Here is a 17,790-nt window from a genome sequence, read left to right as displayed (position 1 = left end):
GGGGCCGCCGGCCGGGGGGGGCCCCTCCCCCCCCCCGCGGGCGCCCCCCGGGGGGGGCTGCGGGGGCCCCCCCCCGGGGGGGGCGCCCCCCCCGCCGCCCCCCCCCCCCGCCGTCGTGTGCGGGGCGCGCCGCCGCGCGGGGCGGGTCGGTTCCTGGTCCGATGGTGCTGAGGTCTGGCTTCCGGGTGAATGACTGGATATATTCAGTCTCGGTAAGCCTGAATGAATTCATCCGCAAGGAGGCCGGAGGCATGGTGGACCAGGTGAGCGGCCCGCGCGAGGTCCGCGCGGCGCGCGGTACGAAGCTGACCGCGCAGGGCTGGCAGCAGGAGGCCGCCCTGCGGATGCTCATGAACAACCTCGACCCCGAGGTGGCCGAGCACCCCTCGAAGCTGGTCGTGTACGGCGGCACCGGCAAGGCCGCCCGCGACTGGCGCTCGTACGACGCGATGGTCCGTACCCTGCAGAACCTCAAGCAGGACGAGACCATGCTGGTGCAGTCCGGCCGCCCGGTCGGCGTCATGCAGACCCACGAGTGGGCGCCGCGGGTGCTGATCGCCAACTCCAACCTGGTCGGCGACTGGGCGAACTGGGAGGAGTTCCGCCGCCTGGAGTCGCTCGGCCTCACCATGTACGGCCAGATGACCGCCGGCTCCTGGATCTACATCGGCACCCAGGGCATCCTCCAGGGCACCTACGAGACCTTCGCCGCGGTCGCCGACAAGAAGTTCAACGGCACCCTCGAAGGCACCATCACCCTCACCGCCGGCCTCGGCGGCATGGGCGGCGCCCAGCCGCTCGCCGTCACCATGAACGGCGGCGTCGCGATCTGCATCGACTGCGACCCCTCCCGGATCGCCCGCCGGATCGAGCACCGCTACCTGGACGTGGAGGCCAAGGACCTCGCCCACGCCCTCGAACTCGCCACCGCCGCCCGGGACAAGAAGCAGCCGCTCTCCATCGGCCTGCTCGGCAACGCCGCCGAGCTGGTCCCGCAGCTGCTCGCGATGGACGCCCCGATCGACATCGTCACCGACCAGACCAGCGCCCACGACCCGCTGAGCTACCTGCCGATCGGCGTCGAGTTCGACGACATGGCCGCCTACGCCGCCGAGAAGCCCGCCGAGTTCACCGAGCGCTCCCGCGAGTCGATGGCCAAGCACGTCGAGGCCATGGTCGGCTTCCAGGACCGCGGCGCCGAGGTCTTCGACTACGGCAACTCCATCCGCGGCGAGGCCCAGCTCGCCGGCTACGACCGGGCGTTCGCCTTCCCCGGCTTCGTCCCGGCCTACATCCGCCCGCTGTTCTGCGAGGGCAAGGGCCCGTTCCGCTGGGCCGCGCTCTCCGGCGACCCGCAGGACATCGCCAAGACCGACAAGGCCGTCCTCGACCTCTTCCCGGAGAACGAGTCGCTGCACCGCTGGATCAAGATGGCCCAGGAGAAGGTCCACTTCCAGGGCCTCCCGGCGCGCATCTGCTGGCTCGGCTACGGCGAGCGCGACAAGGCCGGCGAGCGCTTCAACGACATGGTCGCCTCCGGCGAGCTGTCCGCGCCCATCGTCATCGGCCGCGACCACCTGGACTGCGGCTCGGTCGCCTCCCCGTACCGCGAGACCGAGTCCATGCTGGACGGTTCCGACGCCATCGCCGACTGGCCGCTGCTCAACGCCATGGTCAACGTCGCCTCCGGCGCCTCCTGGGTCTCCATCCACCACGGCGGCGGCGTCGGCATCGGCCGCTCCATCCACGCCGGCCAGGTCACCGTCGCGGACGGCACCGCGCTCGCCGGCGAGAAGATCCGCCGCGTGCTCACCAACGACCCGGGCATGGGCGTCATCCGGCACGTCGACGCCGGTTACGACCGCGCCGTCGAGGTCGCCGACGAGCGGGGCGTGCGCGTCCCCATGGGCGAGCTGTGAGCGAGCGCAGCGAGCGAACCGTCGAGGGGCGCGCGTGTCGCGAAGCGGCCGCCGAGCGAAGCGAGGCGGGCGCATGAGCGACAGCTTCCAGCGGATGTGGGCGGAGCTGCTCCCCGTGGGCCGCTCCGCCTCGTCCGGCGGTTACCGCCGCTTCGCCTGGAACTCCGCCGACACCGAATGCCGGGCCTGGTTCGAGGAGCAGGCCCGCAACCGCGGCCTGCACTACGAGCTCGACCGCAACGGCAACCAGTGGGCCTGGCTCGGCGACCCGCGGGGCGAGGGCGCCGTCGTCACCGGCTCGCACCTGGACTCCGTCCCGGACGGCGGCGCCTTCGACGGCCCGCTCGGCGTGGTCTCCTCCTTCGCCGCCCTGGACGAACTCCGCGCCCGCGGCGCCGAGTTCACCAAGCCGCTGGCGATCGTCAACTTCGGCGACGAGGAGGGCGCCCGGTTCGGCGTGGCCTGCATCGGCTCCCGGCTCACCGCCGGCGTGCTCTCCAGGGAGCAGGCGCACGGGCTGCGCGACGCCGACGGCGTCCGGCTGCCCGACGCCATGGAGAAGGCCGGCCACGACCCCGACGCCATCGGCGCCGACCGCGAACGGCTCGCCCGCATCGGCGCGTTCGTCGAACTCCACGTCGAGCAGGGCCGCTACCTGGACGAGCACCAGAGCGTCGGCGTCGCCAGCGCGATCTGGCCGCACGGCCGCTGGCGGTTCGACTTCCACGGCGAGGCCAACCACGCCGGCACCACCCGCATCGAGGACCGCCGCGACCCGATGCTCACCTACGCCAACACCGTGCTCGCCGCCCGCAAGAAGGCCCGGCTGGCCGGCGCCCTCGCCACCTTCGGCAAGGTCGCCGTCGAGCCCAACGGCACCAACGCCATCGCCTCCCTCGTCCGCGGCTGGCTCGACTCCCGCGCCGCCGACGAGGCCACCCTCGACCGGGTGGTGGAGGAGATCCGGCAGGCCGCCCTGGAGCGCGGCGAACGCGACGGCGTCCGGGTCGAGCTGACCCGCGAGTCGTTCACGCCCGTCGTCGACTTCGACGGCCCGCTGCGCGACCGCCTCGCCTGGGTGATCGGCCGCGGCAGGCCCGACGCGGTGCCGGTGCTGCCCACCGGCGCGGGACACGACGCCGGAATCCTGGCATCCGCGATTCCGACCGCCATGCTTTTCGTACGGAACCCCACCGGCGTCTCGCACTCCCCGGCCGAGCACGCCGAGGAGGCCGACTGCCTCGCGGGCGTGGCGGCGCTCGCCGACGTACTGGAGGACCTCGCATGTCAGGGCTGACGTACTGGGCGGAGCACGCCTGGCTGCCGCACGCCAACGGCACCGTCGTCGAGAAGGACGTGCTGATCGCCGTCGGTCCCGGCGGACGGATCGCCCACGTCACCCCCGACAGCGGCCCCTGCCCGTCCGGCGCCGTCCGGCTCGGCGGCCTGCTGCTGCCCGGCCAGGCCAACGCCCACTCGCACGCCTTCCACCGGGCACTGCGCGGCAACGTCCAGGTCGGCTCCGGCACCTTCTGGACGTGGCGGGACACCATGTACCGCTTCGCCGGCGCCCTCGACCCGGACAGCTACCTCGACCTCGCCACCGCCGTCTACGCCGAGATGGCGCTCGCCGGCATCACCGCCGTCGGCGAGTTCCACTACCTGCACCACGCCCCCGGCGGCGGCCGCTACGACGACCCCAACGCGATGGGCCACGCCCTGATCGAGGCGGCGCACCGGGCCGGCATCCGGATCACCCTGCTGGACACCTGCTACCTGTCCTCCGGCTTCGGCGCCGAGGTCACCAAGCCCCAGCTGCGGTTCAGCGACGGCGACGCCGACGCCTGGGCCGCCCGCACGGACGCCCTCAAGCCCACCGACCACGCCAGGATCGGCGCGGCCGTCCACTCCGTCCGCGCGGTGCCCGCCGACCAGCTGACCACCGTCGCGCACTGGGCGGCCATGCGGAAGGCCCCGCTGCACGTCCACCTCTCCGAGCAGACCGCCGAGAACGACGCCTGCCTCACCTCCCACGGCGTCACCCCGACCCGGCTGCTCGCCGACCACGGAGTCCTCGGCCCGCGCACCTCCGCCGTGCACGCCACCCACCTCACCGACGAGGACATCCGGCTGCTCGGCGACTCCTCCACCACCATCTGCATGTGCCCCACCACCGAACGGGACCTCGCGGACGGCATCGGCCCGGCCCGCCGCCTCGCCGGCTCCGGCTGCCCGATCAGCCTCGGCAGCGACAGCCACGCCGTGATCGACCCGTTCGAGGAGGCCCGGGCACTGGAGCTGAACGAACGGCTCCGCACCCGGACCCGCGGGCACTGGACGGCCCACGCGCTGCTCCGCGCCGGCACCGAGGACGGCCACGCCTCCCTCGGCTGGCCGGAGGCCGGCCGGATCGAGGCCGGGGCACTGGCGGACTTCACCGCCATCGCCCTGGACACCGTCCGCACCGCCGGGCCCGGGCCGCAGCTCGGCGCCGAGACCGCCGTGTTCGCCGCCTCGGCGGCGGACGTCCGGCACGTGATCGTCGGCGGCCGCCACATCGTCAAGGACGGCGTCCACCAGCTCGTCCCCGACGTCGCCGACGCCCTCCGCACCTCCATCACCACCCTGGGGACCTGAGAGGCGATGCCGGGGGCGCGGCGGGCCGGCCACTCGCCCCTGGGGTGCCCCGTGCAATGCCTGCCCCGAACTCGAAAGGACAACGTTGAGCACCCTCATCACCGACATCGGCAGCCTGGTCACCAATGACCCCGGGCTCGGTTCGGGGCCGCTGGGGCTGGTGGAGAACGCGGCCGTCGTGGTGGACGGCGGGCGGATCGCCTGGGTCGGCCCGGCCGCGGCGGCCCCCGCCGCGGACGACCGCTTCGACGCCGCCGGCCGCGCCCTGCTGCCGGGCTTCGTCGACTCCCACTCGCACCTGGTCTTCGCCGGCGACCGCACCGCCGAGTTCAACGCCCGGATGTCCGGCCAGGCGTACTCCGCCGGCGGCATCCGGACGACCGTCGCGGCCACCCGCGCCGCCTCCGACGCCGAACTCGACGCCAACCTCGCCCGCTTCTTCCGCGAGGCGCTGCGCCAGGGCACCACCACCGTCGAGTGCAAGTCCGGCTACGGGCTGACCGTCGAGGACGAGGCCCGGTCGCTGCGGATCGCGGCGACCCACACCCCGGAGACCACCTACCTGGGCGCGCACGTGGTCGCGCCGGAGTTCGCCGGGGACCCGGCCGGCTACGTCGCGCTGGTGACCGGCGAGATGCTGGACGCGTGCGCCCCGCACGCCAAGTGGGTGGACGTCTTCTGCGAGCGCGGCGCCTTCGACGGCGACCAGGCGCGGGCGGTGCTGACCGCGGGCACGGCCCGCGGCCTGGTGCCGCGGGTGCACGCCAACCAGCTGTCGTACGGCCCGGGCGTGCAGCTGGCGGTGGAGCTGGGTGCGGCCTCGGCCGACCACTGCACCCACCTGACCGACGAGGACGTCTCCGCGCTCGCGAACTCGGACACCGTCGCCACCCTGCTCCCCGGCGCGGAGTTCTCCACCCGCGCCGCCTACCCGGACGCCCGCCGCCTGCTGGACGCGGGTGCGGCCGTGGCTCTCTCCACGGACTGCAACCCGGGGTCGAGCTTCACCTCGTCGATGGCCTTCTGCATCGCGGTGGCCGTCCGCGAGATGGGGATGACCCCGGACGAGGCCGTGCACGCGGCGACGGCGACGGGTGCGAAGGCGCTGCGCCGGACCGACGTCGGCACCGTCACGGTGGGCGCCCGCGCCGACCTGCTGCTGCTGGACGCGCCCTCGCACGTGCACCTGGCGTACCGGCCGGGTGTGCCGCTGACCGCGGCGGTCTGGCAGAACGGCGTGCGCGAGGTCTGAGCCCGCGCCCGGACCGGGCGGACACGCAGAAAGGGAGGGCGCGATCCGCGCCCTCCCTCGTTCATGACCGGGTTGTGCCCGGGTGGGACCAGTTTTTCCGGTTCGCCCCGCCGCCGGCAACCGCCGTCCGGGGGGATTCCCGCGGCCCGTTCCCCCGCCGGTCGGCGGGGTACGGCAGCGGCCCGGCACGGGGTCTCCGTGCCGGGCCGCTTCACTGCAGTGCACGCCCGGGTCGGGCGCGGCACTGCGTCAGTGCACGTCGCCCATGAGGCGGACGACCTTCTTGCGGTACATCGCCAGGCCGAGGCCGGCGACGATCGCTGCGACGCCCTGCAGAGCGAAGTACCAAGTGGTGCCGGTGGCGTCGCCGAGGACGAGCTGGATGATGGCTGCCACGCAGTCACCGGCGGTGACGGCGAGGAACCAGACGCCCATCATCTGGCTGGCGTACTTGGCCGGGGCCAGCTTGGTGGTGACCGAGAGGCCGACCGGGGAGAGGGTCAGCTCGCCGACGGTCTGGACCAGGTAGACCACCGCCAGCCACAGCGGGGTGACCTTGACGCCGCCCGCGGCGGCGGCCATCGCCAGCATCATGACCAGGAAGGACGCGCCGATCATCAGCAGGCCGAAGGCGAACTTCATGGTGGTGCTGGGGTTCTTGCCGCGGCGCGAGAGCGCCACCCACAGCCAGGCGAAGACCGGGGCCAGCGCCATGATGTAGAGCGGGTTCAGCGACTGGAACCAGCTGGACGGGAAGTTGAACCCGAACAGCGTGGAGGCGGTGCTGTCGTCGGCGAAGACGCTCAGCGTGGAGCCGGACTGGTCGTAGATCATCCAGAACACGGCGGCGGCCACGAAGAACCAGATGTAGCCGCTCATCTTGGACTGCTCGGCGGCGTCGAGGTCCTTGTCGCGCTTGACCCGGGCGAAGACGAACACCGGGACGGCGATGCCCGCGATCGACAGGGGCCAGATCGCCCAGTCGATGGTGAAGCGGCCGCTCAGCACGACGACGGCGTAGAACACGACCGCCACGGCCAGCCACAGGGCGGCCTTGCGGAAGATCGCACGCTTCTCGTCGGCGGGCATCGGGGAGGTGACCACGTCGCTGGCGGCGGCCAGGTGGCGGGTGCCGAGCAGGAACTGGCCGAGGCCCAGCGCCATGCCGACGCCGGCGAGGGCGAAGCCCAGGTGCCAGTTGACGCTCTGGCCGACGGTGCCGATGACCAGCGGGGCGGCGAAGGCGCCGAGGTTGATGCCCATGTAGAAGATGGTGAAGCCGCCGTCGCGACGTGGGTCGTTCGGACCGTCGTACAGGTGGCCGACCATCGTCGAGATGTTGGCCTTCAGCAGGCCGGAGCCGAGCGCGATGAAGCCGAGGCCGGTGAAGAACGAGGCCGAGGCGGGTACGGCGAGCAGGAAGTGGCCGATCATGATGATCGTGCCGCCGAGCGCCACGGTCCTGCGGGCGCCGAGGAAGCGGTCGGCGATCCAGCCGCCCGGCAGGGCGAGCAGGTACACCATCGCGTTGTAGACGCTGTAGACCGCCGTGGCCACGGCGATCTTCATGCCCAGGCCGCCCTCGGTGGTGGCGGCGGTCATGTAGAGCACCAGCAGGGCACGCATGCCGTAGAAGCTGAATCGCTCCCACATCTCGGTCATGAAGAGGGTGGCGAGCCCTCGGGGGTGCCCGAAGAAGGTCTTGCCACTGGAAGGGGCCTGGCGGATGCCGGCGTCCAGGGTGGTAGTCGCCATGTGTGGTGGGTTCCTTGCCTGTGTTCGTCCGCCGAGGGGGTGTTGGCAGACGGGGACCGGACCACTGTACGGGTGCCATGACACGACATCGGATGACAAGTACACAGGCGTCGGTATTGTCCGAGTAAAGTCCTTGCACTCTTCGAGGCGCTATTCGATGGTAACTCGGGAAATTTTCCTTCGAAACGAAGATCGAACTTGAGAATTACCGCACCCTGCCCCCCGGAACCGTTCTCGACGCGGACATGGCGGCCGGAAGGTAACGATCACGCTGCTGTGAAGTAGTTCACAGCCCCCTCGTGATCACCGGAGCGGACTACCATCACCCCCATGACCTGTGTGCTGCTGGCCGAGGACGACCCGGCAATCTCCGAACCGCTGGCCCGCGCGCTCCGTCGCGAGGGGTACGAGGTGCTCGTCCGCGAGGACGGTCCGGCCGCACTGGCGGCGGGCCTCGCCGAGGACGTCGACCTGATCGTCCTCGACCTGGGCCTGCCCGAGATGGACGGACTGGAGGTCTGCCGCCGGCTGCGCGCCGACGGCCGCAGCTGCCCCGTCCTGGTGCTCACCGCCCGCGCCGACGAGGTGGACACGGTGGTCGGCCTCGACGCCGGCGCCGACGACTACGTCACCAAGCCCTTCCGGCTGGCCGAACTGCTCGCCCGCGTCCGGGCGCTGCTCCGCCGCGGCAACGTCGACCAGCTCACCACCGGCGCCCACGGCGTCAAGATCGACATCGAGTCGCACCGCGCCTGGCTCGGCGAGGAGGAGCTGACCCTCTCCGCCAAGGAGTTCGAGCTGCTCCGGGTCCTGGTGCGGGACGCCGGCCGGGTCGTCACCCGCGAGGAGATCATGCGCCAGGTCTGGGACACCACCTGGTGGACGTCGACCAAGACGCTGGACATGCACATCTCCTGGCTGCGCAAGAAGCTCGGCGACGACGCGGCCAACCCCCGCTACATCGCCACCGTCCGCGGCGTCGGCTTCCGCTTCGAGAAGAACTGACCCCGCGCGGCCCGTCCCGGCCGCCCGACCGTAGAACCACCGAGCGAAGGCGTTCCCCGGCGTGAAGCGCAGAATGATCAACTCGCTGCTGGGCGTCGTCCTGGTGGTGGTCGCGGTGTTCTGCGTCCCGCTGGCGCTCATCGAGAAGCAGAGCATCGTCAACGCGGCCGAGGACCGGGTCGACGCCGCCGCCGTCCGCGTCCTCGGCCTGGTCGAGAGCCGGCTGGCCGCGGGCGAGCCGGTCACCGGGGAGAAGTTCGCCGCCCAGGTCACCGACGGCTCGTTCGTCACCGTCGACATCCCCGGCCAGCCGCTCATCGCGGCCGGCCGGCCGGTCGACGGCCCGGCGATCAGCGCCACCGAGGAGGGCGCCAGCGGTGAGAAGGTCACCGTGCAGCAGTCCCGCGAGGCCGTCGACCACGAGATCGGCAACATGCTGCTGCTGCTCGGCGTGGTCGCCCTGCTCGCCGTCCAGGCCGCGGTGGCCCTCGCGGTCTGGCAGGCCAAGCGCCTCGCCCGGCCGCTCACCGAACTCGCCGAGACCGCCGAGCGGCTGGGCTCCGGCGACCCGCGTCCGCGCGAGCGCCGCTACGGCGTCCCCGAGCTCGACCGGATCGCCGAGGTGCTCGACGTCAGCGCCGTCCGGATCGCCCGGATGCTCACCGCCGAGCGCCGGCTCGCGGCCGACGCCTCGCACCAGCTCCGCACCCCGCTCACCGCACTCTCCATGCGGCTGGAGGAGATCACCGCACTCGCCGAGGAGCCGGACACCGTCAAGGAGGAGGCGACCATCGCCCTCCAGCAGGTCGAGCGCCTCACCGACGTCGTCCAGCGGCTCCTCACCAACCAGCGCGACCCGGCCAGCCCGACCGCCGTCACCTTCGAACTCGACGACGTGCTCAAGCAGCAGGCCGAGGAATGGAGTGCGACGCTGCGGGCGAGCGGCCGGCAGCTGCTGATGGAGGGCCTGCGCGGCACGACCGTGCTGGGCACGCCCGGCACGGTCGCCCAGGTGATGGCCACCCTGATCGAGAACTCGCTGATGCACGGCGCCGGCGACATCACGCTGCGGGTCCGGCGCACCGGCTCCTCGGTCGTCGCCGAGGTCCAGGACGAGGGGCCGGGCGTCCCGCGGGAGCTCGGCAACCGCGTCTTCGAACGGGCGGTCAGCGGCCGCAACTCGACCGGAATCGGCCTGGCCGTCGCCCGCGACCTCGCCGAGGCCGACGGCGCCCGGCTGGAACTGCTCTCCCTGAAGCCCCCGGTGTTCGCCCTCTTCCTGAGCAGCGGCCGCAGCGACGATTCCGCGTGAAGCCGGCCCCGGGCTACTTCACGTAGTGGGGTTCCTCGGCGGCCAGCAGCAGTTCGGCCTCGGTGACGACCCCGGGCTCGGGCTCGTCCAGCTCCGGCATCGCCTTGAACACCCAGGTTCGGTAGGAGATGAAGCGGAAGACCGTGCCGATCGCGAGGCCGACCACCTTCGCCGCGATCAGTTCCAGGTGCGTGTTCAGGCCCAGCACGTAGTCCGAGAAGCCCACCACACCGGTCTCGATCAGCATGCCGGCGCCGCTGAACAGCAGGAACAGCGTGATCTCGCGCTTGCGGGAAGCCGCGTCGCGGTCCTTGTACAGCCAGTACCGGTAGCCGAGGTAGTTGGTGGTGATGGCCACCAGGGTCGCGGCGACGTTGGAGCGCATCGAGGCCAGGCCGAGGCCGTTGATGCAGATCCAGAAGATGAGGAAGTTGACCGCCACGCCGCTCAGCCCGACGAGGCCGAACTTGATCATCTCGTCGGACATGCCGCGCAGGCGCTGCACCAACGAAGGCTGGGTCGCGGTGGTCGTGGTCATCCGGGGTGTCTCCTGAGTGGCGTACCGACAGGACGGCAGGGTGCCCGCGCGGGCGCAGCGCGAATGGGCGCCTCGTGTACGCACGTGCGCGGCGAAGGCCCGGGCCTCCAGGCTACTCGCTCCCACCGGCCCCATCGACGCCCGCTGCCGCTCCCGCACCCCGGGCAACCGCCTGTGCACCGGCTCCGACCGGCCCGGATATCCTGGGCAGCGTGACTTTCGCGGGCAACGCAAAATTTCCGGTGGTCGGCGTGATCGGTGGCGGGCAGCTGGCGCGCATGGCGCACCAGGCCGGCATCCCCCTCGGCATCCGCTTCAAGCTCCTCGCCGACACCCCCCAGGACTCGGCGGCACAGGTGGTCTCCGAGGTGGTCCTCGGCGACTACCGGGACCTGGAGACGCTCCGCCGCTTCGCCGCCGGCTGCGACGTGATCACCTTCGACCACGAGCACGTGCCGACCGAGCACCTGCGGGCACTGCAGACCGACGGCATCGCCGTCCGCCCGGGCCCGGACGCCCTGGTCAACGCCCAGGACAAGGGTGTGATGCGGGCGAAGCTGGACTCGATCGGCGTGCCCTGCCCGCGCCACCGGATCGTGGCCGACCCTGCCGACGTCACCGCCTTCGCGGCGGAGGGCTCCGGCTACCCGGTGGTCCTGAAGACCGTCCGCGGCGGCTACGACGGCAAGGGCGTCTGGGTGGTCGCCGACGAGGCCGAGGCGGCGGCGCCCTTCCTGGCCGGCGTGCCGGTGCTGGCCGAGGAGAAGGTCGACTTCGAGCGCGAGCTGGCCGCGAACGTGGTCCGCTCGCCCAGCGGCCAGGCGGTCGCCTACCCGGTGGTGGAGAGCATCCAGGAGAACGGCGTCTGCGCCGAGGTGACCGCGCCCGCGCCGGACCTCGACCCGCAGCTCGCCGCCGAGGCCCAGCAGCTCGCGCTGCGGATCGCCGGCGACCTGGACATCACCGGCCACCTCGCGGTGGAGCTGTTCCAGACCCGCGACGGCCGCATCCTGGTCAACGAGCTGGCGATGCGCCCGCACAACTCCGGCCACTGGTCCCAGGACGGCTCGGTCACCTCGCAGTTCGAGAACCACCTGCGGGCCGTCCTCGACCTGCCGCTCGGCGACCCGCGCCCGCGCGCGCCGTGGACGGTCATGGTCAACGTGCTCGGCGGCGACTACCCGGACATGTACCACGCCTTCCTGCACTGCATGGCCCGCGACCCCGGCCTCAAGATCCACATGTACGGCAAGGACGTGAAGCCGGGCCGCAAGGTCGGCCACGTCAACGTCGTCGGGGACGACCTCGACGACGTCCGCGAGCGCGCCCGTCACGCGGCCGCCTACCTGCGAGGAACGATCACCGAATGAGCACCCCCGAGGCCCCCGTCGTCGGCATCGTCATGGGATCGGACTCCGACTGGCCCGTGATGGAGGCCGCCGCGCAGGCCCTCGACGAGTTCGAGGTCCCCTACGAGGTGGACGTCGTCTCCGCGCACCGGATGCCGCGCGAGATGGTGGCCTACGGCGAGCGGGCGCACGCCCGCGGCCTGAAGGCGATCATCGCCGGCGCCGGCGGCGCCGCGCACCTGCCCGGCATGCTGGCCTCGGTCACCCCGCTGCCGGTGATCGGCGTCCCGGTGCCGCTGAAGTACCTGGACGGCATGGACAGCCTGATGTCCATCGTGCAGATGCCCGCGGGCGTGCCGGTGGCCACTGTGTCCATCGCCGGCGCCCGCAACGCCGGCCTGCTGGCCGTCCGGATGCTGGCCGCCTTCGACCGGGACCTCGCCGAGCGCATGGTGGACTTCCAGGCCGAGCTGAACGCCCAGGCCACCGAGAAGGGCAAGAAGCTCCGCGCCCGGGTCGCCGGCAGCCAGGGCTGACCCGCCGGGTGAGCCCGGGGCGGGCACGGCCGCTGGGGTAGAACGGGGTCATGACCCCTGAACTGCTCGACCGCGCCCGCGCCGTGCTCCGCGACACCCCCGTGGTGGACGGGCACAACGACCTCCCCTGGGCGATGCGCTCCCAGGTCGGATACGACCTGGACGCCGTCGACCTGGCGGTGGACCAGAGTGCCCGCCTGCACACCGACCTCGGCCGGCTGCGCGCCGGCGGGGTCGGCGCGCAGTTCTGGTCGGTCTACGTGCGCAGCGACCTCGCGGGCGACCGGGCGGTCAGCGCCACCCTGGAGCAGATCGACTTCGTGCACGCCCTGACGGCGCGCTACCCGGACGTGCTGCGCACGGCGCTGACCGCGGACGACATGGAGGCGGCCCGCGCCGAGGGCCGGATCGCCTCGCTGATGGGCGCCGAGGGCGGCCACTCGATCGACTGCTCGCTGGCCACCCTGCGCGCCCTGCACGCCCTGGGCGTGCGGTACCTGACGCTCACCCACAACGACAACGTGCCGTGGGCGGATTCGGCGACCGACGAGCCGGCCGCGGGCGGGCTGACCGCCTTCGGCGAGGAGGTTGTCCGGGAGATGAACCGGCTGGGCATGCTGGTCGACCTCTCGCACACCTCCGCCGACACCATGCGGGCGGCACTCCGGGTCTCCGAGGCGCCGGTGATCTTCTCGCACTCCTCCGCGCGCGCCGTCTGCGACCACCCGCGCAACGTCCCGGACGACGTGCTGGCCGCGCTGGCGGCCAACGGCGGTCTGGCGATGGCGACCTTCGTCCCGAAGTTCGTGCTGCCCGCGGCCATCGAGTGGACCCTGGCGGCGGACGAGAACATGCGCGCCCACGGCTTCCACCCGCTGGAGACGACGCCCGCGGCGATGGACTGCCAGCGCGCGTACGAGGCGGCGCACCCGCGCCCGGTCGCCACCCCGGCCACCGTCGCCGACCACCTCGACCACATGCGCGAGGTCGCAGGCATCGACCACATCGGCATCGGCGGCGACTACGACGGCACCGCCTTCGTCCCGTCGGGGCTGGACGACGTGGCCGGCTACCCGAACCTGGTCGCCGAACTGCTCGGCCGCGGCTGGTCCGAGGCCGACCTCGGAAAGCTGACCTGGCACAACGCGGTCCGGGTGCTGCGCGAGGCCGAGTCGGTCGCCCGCCGCCTGCAGGCCGTCCGCCGCCCGTCCATCGCCACCGTGGAGTTGCTGGACGGCCGGGGTTGACCTTGCCCCTGGGGCAGACGGGAGCGTGGGGGACGTGGAGGACGACGAACTGCTCGCCATCGGGGCGTTCGCCCGCCGCGCCCGGCTCTCGCCGAAGGCGCTGCGGCTGTACGACCGGCAGGGGCTGCTGCCGCCCGACCGGGTCGACCCGGTCACCGGCTACCGGTACTACCGGGAGAGCCGGCTGGCGGCGGCCCGGCTGATCGTCCGGCTGCGCGGGCTCGACATGCCGCTGACCACGGTCGCCGAGGTCCTGGCCGCGCCGGGGCCGGAGGCGGCCGGGCTGGTGGCGGCGTACTGGGAGTCCGTGGAGCACCGGGTCGCGGCGCAGCGCGAGCTGGCGGCGCACCTCCGCATCCGACTGTCGGGAGGCGAAGGGAGATTGGACATGTACGGGATCGAGCAGCGCGAGGTGCCGGAGCAGCTGGTGCTCACCGAGCAGCGGCACGCCGGGCCGGAGGACCTGCCGGTGTGGATTCCGCAGGCCTGCGACCGGCTGGCCGAGGCCGCGAAGGCCTACGGCGGGGTGGCTGCGGCGCCGTTCGTGGTCTACCACGGTGAGGTCAACGAGGACAGCGACGGCCCCGTCGAGGTCTGCGTGCCGATCGACCCGGCGCACGCCGGATCGGTGGCGCACGCGCACCGCACCGAGCCGGCCCACCGCGAGGCGTACACCACGATCAGCAAGGCGCAGGTGGCCTACCCGCAGATCCTCTCGGCCTACGACGCCGTCTTCGAGTGGGCGCACGCCGAGGGGCGGGCGGTCGTCTCCTCCCCGCGCGAGGTGTACTTCGCGGACTGGGCCACCGCCGCGGCGGGCGACCCGGTCTGCGACATCGCGGTGCCGGTGGCGTAGGGCGTGCCTCACGCCCCCGGGCTCAGAGCAGCGGCAGCTCGATGGCCGGGCACTTGTCCATGACCATGTCGAGCCCCGCGGCCCGGGTGCGGTCGTAGGCGGCCTCGTCGATCACGTCCAGCTGGAACCAGACCGCCTTGGCGCCCACCTCGACGGCCTGGTCGGCGACCTCGCCGGCCAGGCCGGAGTTGACGAACACGTCGACCACGTCGACGGGGAAGGGGACGTCGGCGAGCGCGGCGTAGCCCTGCTCGCCGAGCACCGTCTCGGCCTTCGGGTGGACGGGCACCACCCGCTTGCCCGCCCGCTGCAGCACGCGGGCGACGCCGTACGCCGCCCGCCGGGTGTTGGTGGACAGGCCGACCACCGCCCAGGTGTCGCCCGACTCCTGGAGGATCCTGCGGACCGTCGCGTCGTCTCCGTACGTCATGCCGGGGACAACCGGCCGGCGGGCACGGTCATTCCGCGCCCGGCCGGCCCATCCCCCGATAGGTCCAACCGGCGGCCCGCCAGGCGGTGGCGTCGAGCACGTTCCGGCCGTCCAGGATGCGCCGCTCGGCGACCAGTGCGCCGACCTCCGCCGGGTCCAGCTCGCGGAACTCCTGCCACTCCGTCAGGTGCAGCACCACGTGGGCGCCCTGAACGGCCTCCAGCGCGGACGCCGCGTAGGACAGGCTGGGGAACATCTTGCGGGCGTTGTCCATGGCCTTCGGGTCGTACACCGTGACCTGGGCGCCCTGGAGCTGGATCTGGCCGGCGACGTTCAGCGCGGGGGAGTCCCGGATGTCGTCCGAGTTGGGCTTGAACGCGGCGCCGAGCACGGCCACCCGGCGGCCCAGGAAGCCGCCGCCGCACTGCTCGCGGGCGAGCTCGACCATCCGCGAGCGGCGCCGCATGTTGATCGAGTCGACCTCGCGGAGGAAGGTCAGCGCCTGGTCCGCGCCCAGCTCGCCGGCCCGCGCCATGAACGCCCGGATGTCCTTGGGCAGGCAGCCGCCGCCGAAGCCGAGGCCCGCGTTGAGGAACTTGCCGCCGATCCGGGCGTCGTAGGAGAGCGCCTTGGACAGCTGCACCACGTCGGCGCCGGCGGACTCGCAGACCTCGGCCATCGCGTTGATGAAGGAGATCTTGGTGGCGAGGAAGGAGTTGGCCGCGGCCTTCACCAGCTCGGCGGTCGGGAAGTCCGTCACCACGAAGGGCACGCCCTCGGAGATCGGCGTCGCGTACACCTCGCGCAGCAGCTGCTCGGCGCGCTCGCTGCGCACGCCGACCACCAGGCGGTCCGGGTGCAGGGTGTCGCCGACGGCGAAGCCCTCCCGCAGGAACTCCGGGTTCCAGGCCAGCTCGGCCTGCTCGCCGACCGGGGCCAGGGCGGCGAGGCGCTCGGCCAGCCGGTTCGCGCTGCCGACCGGCACGGTCGACTTGCCGACTACCAGGGTCGGCCGGGTCAGGTGCACCGCCAGCGAGTCGAGCGCGCTGTCGACGTAGCTCATGTCGGCGGCGAACTCACCCTTCTTCTGCGGGGTGTTGGTGCAGATGAAGTGGACGTCGCCGAACTCGGCGACCTCCTCCCAGGAGTCGGTGAAGCGCAGCCGGCCGCTGGAGCCCTCGTGACCGGCGACGTGCTTGACCAGCAGGTCGGCCAGGCCCGGCTCGTACATCGGCACCCGGCCGGCGGCCAGCGACGCGATTTTCTCCGGGTCGATGTCCAGGCCGAGCACCTCGAAACCGAGCTCCGCCATGCAGGCGGCGTGCGTCGCGCCGAGGTAGCCGGTACCGATCACCGTGATGCGGAGGGCCACGTGCTTCCCCTTCAGTCCAGGTTGCCGGGCCGCTCGGGGTACGGGCGGCCGCAGCCACCGATGGTATCCGGGCCCGGCGCCGTGTCGAGCCCGTCGATAACGGCCGGGTTGCCGAAATGCCGACCGGGGCCCGCTGGGGCGCGCCGGGCGGCACAATGCGCGCATGGGAGCGAGGGAGCGCGAAGAACCCGAGGGGGAGCGCCCGGCGACGCTGAGCCTTTTCGACGGCGTGCCCGGGGACGGCGAGGCGGAGGAGGGCGGTGCCGAAGGCGGCGGCGGGCCCGGGGACGGCGAGGGCGAGGTCCGGCGCAGGCGGCGGACCCGCCGGGTCCTGGTGTGGACGCTGGCCGTGCTGCTGGCGCTGCTGTTCGGCGGGGCGGGCGCCGCGTACTGGACGGTGGACCACTACGCCTCCTCGGTGGAGCGCATCCCCGACGCCTTCCCCACCCTGCCCGCCGACCGGCAGCCCGCCGCCGTCCCGAACGCGGGCACCACCTTCCTGCTGGTCGGCCTGGACGCCCGCTCGGACACCGCCACCACCGGCAAGGGCGCCAAGGCCCCCGCCTGGAAGGCCGGCGCCCAGCGCAGCGACACGATGATGCTGCTGCACATATCCGCGGACCGGAAGGGCGCGTCGATCATCTCCATCGCCCGGGACACCCTGGTCGAGGTGCCCGGCCACGGGAAGTCGAAGATCAACGCGGCGTACTCCTGGGGCGGCCCGGCGCTGATGGTGGAGACGGTGCAGAACCTCACCGGCATCAAGGTCGACCACATCGCGGTGATCGACTGGAACGGCTTCCGGGCGCTCACCGACGCGGTCGGCGGCGTCGACATCACCATCCCGCAGACCATCGAGGGCCGCGGCGAGGCCCGCCAGTGGGACGCCGGCACCCACCACATGAGCGGCGAGCAGGCGCTGCTGTACGTCCGCGAGCGGTACGGCCTGCCCAACGGCGACCTGGACCGCAGCAAGCGCCAGCAGAACTTCCTGCGCGCACTGATGATCCAGACCATGGACGCCGGCACGCTCGGCAGCCCCGCCCGGCTCACCGGCCTGCTGCAGGCGGTCGGCGACGTGGTCAGCGTGGACGACCGGCTCGGCAACACCGACCTCTACGACCTCGCCTGGAGCCTGCGCGGGCTGCGCCCGGACGGCGTGCGCTTCATGAACGCGCCCTTCGGCGGCTTCGACACGGTGGACGGCCAGTCCGTGGTGCTGCTCGACCGGGCCGCCGCCACCACGCTCTGGGAGGCCGTGCGCAACGACCGGATGGACCAGTACCTGGCCGAGCACCGCACCACCAGCGACACCCTGGGCGACAGCGTGCGCTGACGGCCCCGCCGCACGTCCTGTTGTGCATGTCACCATGCCGGGAGATCGTGCAACGCGCCTAGAATGAGGAGTACCACTTGCTACTTAACGGTAACTAACAACTCGAGGGGCGAGACACATGGCGGGCAACTCCGGAGCGGATTTCGACCTCTTCCGCTTGACCGAGGAGCACGACATGCTCCGTGACGCGGTGCGGTCGCTGGCCGAGGCGAAGATCGCCCCGTTCGCGGCCGAGGTCGACGAGCA

The 17,790-nt window shown here is 72.5% G+C and carries 16 protein-coding genes; 12 read left to right on the top strand and 4 right to left on the bottom strand.

Annotation, left to right across the window (positions count from 1 at the left end; translation table 11 throughout):
- Positions 1 to 263: 263 nt before the first annotated feature.
- The 4 genes from hutU (at position 264) to hutI (ending at position 5,808) form a co-directional block, all read left to right on the top strand.
- Positions 264 to 1,919, top strand: coding sequence for a urocanate hydratase (gene hutU / locus AB0M03_RS37365; protein WP_363500496.1), 1,656 nt, complete (start codon positions 264 to 266; stop codon positions 1,917 to 1,919).
- A gap of 73 nt (positions 1,920 to 1,992) precedes the next feature.
- A complete protein-coding gene (locus AB0M03_RS37360) occupies positions 1,993 to 3,216 on the top strand; it encodes an allantoate amidohydrolase (protein ID WP_363500490.1) in 1,224 nt (407 codons plus the stop codon).
- A complete protein-coding gene (locus AB0M03_RS37355) occupies positions 3,204 to 4,556 on the top strand; it encodes a formimidoylglutamate deiminase (RefSeq protein WP_363500487.1) in 1,353 nt (450 codons plus the stop codon). The genes AB0M03_RS37360 and AB0M03_RS37355 overlap by 13 nt, the downstream gene beginning before the upstream one ends.
- 85 nt (positions 4,557 to 4,641) lie before the next feature.
- Positions 4,642 to 5,808 (top strand): imidazolonepropionase, encoded by a 1,167-nt coding sequence (gene hutI, locus AB0M03_RS37350; RefSeq protein WP_363500484.1) that lies wholly within the window; start codon positions 4,642 to 4,644, stop codon positions 5,806 to 5,808.
- Positions 5,809 to 6,057: 249 nt separating this feature from the next.
- Here the strand turns inward: hutI and AB0M03_RS37345 are convergent, their stop codons facing one another.
- Positions 6,058 to 7,563 (bottom strand): oligopeptide:H+ symporter, encoded by a 1,506-nt coding sequence (locus AB0M03_RS37345; protein ID WP_363500481.1) that lies wholly within the window; start codon positions 7,561 to 7,563, stop codon positions 6,058 to 6,060.
- A gap of 330 nt (positions 7,564 to 7,893) precedes the next feature.
- On the opposite strand from AB0M03_RS37345, the gene AB0M03_RS37340 reads away from it, so the two are divergent.
- Both AB0M03_RS37340 and AB0M03_RS37335 read left to right on the top strand, forming a co-directional pair.
- Positions 7,894 to 8,568, top strand: coding sequence for a response regulator transcription factor (locus AB0M03_RS37340; protein WP_363500478.1), 675 nt, complete (start codon positions 7,894 to 7,896; stop codon positions 8,566 to 8,568).
- A gap of 61 nt (positions 8,569 to 8,629) precedes the next feature.
- A complete protein-coding gene (locus AB0M03_RS37335) occupies positions 8,630 to 9,880 on the top strand; it encodes an ATP-binding protein (RefSeq protein ID WP_363500475.1) in 1,251 nt (416 codons plus the stop codon).
- 13 nt (positions 9,881 to 9,893) lie between these two features.
- Here AB0M03_RS37335 and AB0M03_RS37330 read toward each other — a convergent pair whose 3' ends face one another.
- Positions 9,894 to 10,418, bottom strand: coding sequence for a GtrA family protein (locus tag AB0M03_RS37330; RefSeq protein ID WP_363500472.1), 525 nt, complete (start codon positions 10,416 to 10,418; stop codon positions 9,894 to 9,896).
- A gap of 278 nt (positions 10,419 to 10,696) precedes the next feature.
- Between AB0M03_RS37330 and AB0M03_RS37325 the strand changes: the two genes are divergently transcribed.
- From AB0M03_RS37325 to AB0M03_RS37310, 4 genes are read left to right on the top strand one after another with little or no spacing between them, the layout of a single operon-like run.
- A complete protein-coding gene (locus tag AB0M03_RS37325) occupies positions 10,697 to 11,788 on the top strand; it encodes a 5-(carboxyamino)imidazole ribonucleotide synthase (RefSeq protein WP_363500469.1) in 1,092 nt (363 codons plus the stop codon).
- Positions 11,785 to 12,303, top strand: coding sequence for a 5-(carboxyamino)imidazole ribonucleotide mutase (purE, locus tag AB0M03_RS37320; RefSeq protein ID WP_363500466.1), 519 nt, complete (start codon positions 11,785 to 11,787; stop codon positions 12,301 to 12,303). The genes AB0M03_RS37325 and purE overlap by 4 nt, the downstream gene beginning before the upstream one ends.
- Positions 12,304 to 12,353: 50 nt before the next feature.
- The gene (locus tag AB0M03_RS37315; protein ID WP_363500463.1) at positions 12,354 to 13,550 is read left to right on the top strand and encodes a dipeptidase; all 1,197 of its coding nucleotides are present in this window, start codon (positions 12,354 to 12,356) and stop codon (positions 13,548 to 13,550) included.
- Between the two features lie 25 nt (positions 13,551 to 13,575).
- Entirely contained in the window at positions 13,576 to 14,406 is an 831-nt protein-coding gene (locus AB0M03_RS37310; RefSeq protein ID WP_363500460.1) for a MerR family transcriptional regulator, read from the top strand.
- A 22-nt stretch (positions 14,407 to 14,428) separates the two neighbouring features.
- Here the strand turns inward: AB0M03_RS37310 and AB0M03_RS37305 are convergent, their stop codons facing one another.
- Entirely contained in the window at positions 14,429 to 14,836 is a 408-nt protein-coding gene (locus AB0M03_RS37305) for a CoA-binding protein (RefSeq protein ID WP_363500457.1), read from the bottom strand.
- 28 nt (positions 14,837 to 14,864) lie between these two features.
- Positions 14,865 to 16,208, bottom strand: a complete 1,344-nt coding sequence (locus tag AB0M03_RS37300) for a UDP-glucose/GDP-mannose dehydrogenase family protein (protein ID WP_363500454.1) — start codon at positions 16,206 to 16,208, stop codon at positions 14,865 to 14,867.
- Positions 16,209 to 16,371: 163 nt separating this feature from the next.
- Between AB0M03_RS37300 and AB0M03_RS37295 the strand changes: the two genes are divergently transcribed.
- Positions 16,372 to 17,544 (top strand): LCP family protein, encoded by a 1,173-nt coding sequence (locus AB0M03_RS37295; RefSeq protein WP_363500451.1) that lies wholly within the window; start codon positions 16,372 to 16,374, stop codon positions 17,542 to 17,544.
- A gap of 118 nt (positions 17,545 to 17,662) precedes the next feature.
- Positions 17,663 to 17,790: acyl-CoA dehydrogenase family protein (locus AB0M03_RS37290; RefSeq protein ID WP_363500493.1), on the top strand; the 128-nt coding region annotated here is incomplete at its 3' end.

Source organism: Kitasatospora sp. NPDC051914, from assembly GCF_040680995.1.
Taxonomy (GTDB): Bacteria; Actinomycetota; Actinomycetes; order Streptomycetales; family Streptomycetaceae; genus Kitasatospora.
The sequence above is the reverse complement of the archived record's forward strand: the minus strand, read 5'-3'. Positions and strand labels throughout refer to the sequence as shown.

What these genes read in the sequence shown, in the direction of transcription:
- AB0M03_RS37360 (WP_363500490.1), top strand. Translation starts at nt 1,993, where the DNA reads ATGAGCGACAGCTTCCAGCGGATGTGGGCGGAGCTGCTCCCCGTGGGC.
- AB0M03_RS37355 (WP_363500487.1), top strand. Translation starts at nt 3,204, where the DNA reads ATGTCAGGGCTGACGTACTGGGCGGAGCACGCCTGGCTGCCGCACGCC.
- AB0M03_RS37345 (WP_363500481.1), bottom strand. Translation starts at nt 7,563, where the DNA reads ATGGCGACTACCACCCTGGACGCCGGCATCCGCCAGGCCCCTTCCAGT.
- AB0M03_RS37340 (WP_363500478.1), top strand. Translation starts at nt 7,894, where the DNA reads ATGACCTGTGTGCTGCTGGCCGAGGACGACCCGGCAATCTCCGAACCG.
- AB0M03_RS37330 (WP_363500472.1), bottom strand. Translation starts at nt 10,418, where the DNA reads ATGACCACGACCACCGCGACCCAGCCTTCGTTGGTGCAGCGCCTGCGC.
- AB0M03_RS37325 (WP_363500469.1), top strand. Translation starts at nt 10,697, where the DNA reads ATGGCGCACCAGGCCGGCATCCCCCTCGGCATCCGCTTCAAGCTCCTC.
- purE (WP_363500466.1), top strand. Translation starts at nt 11,785, where the DNA reads ATGAGCACCCCCGAGGCCCCCGTCGTCGGCATCGTCATGGGATCGGAC.
- AB0M03_RS37315 (WP_363500463.1), top strand. Translation starts at nt 12,354, where the DNA reads ATGACCCCTGAACTGCTCGACCGCGCCCGCGCCGTGCTCCGCGACACC.
- AB0M03_RS37305 (WP_363500457.1), bottom strand. Translation starts at nt 14,836, where the DNA reads ATGACGTACGGAGACGACGCGACGGTCCGCAGGATCCTCCAGGAGTCG.
- AB0M03_RS37295 (WP_363500451.1), top strand. Translation starts at nt 16,372, where the DNA reads ATGGGAGCGAGGGAGCGCGAAGAACCCGAGGGGGAGCGCCCGGCGACG.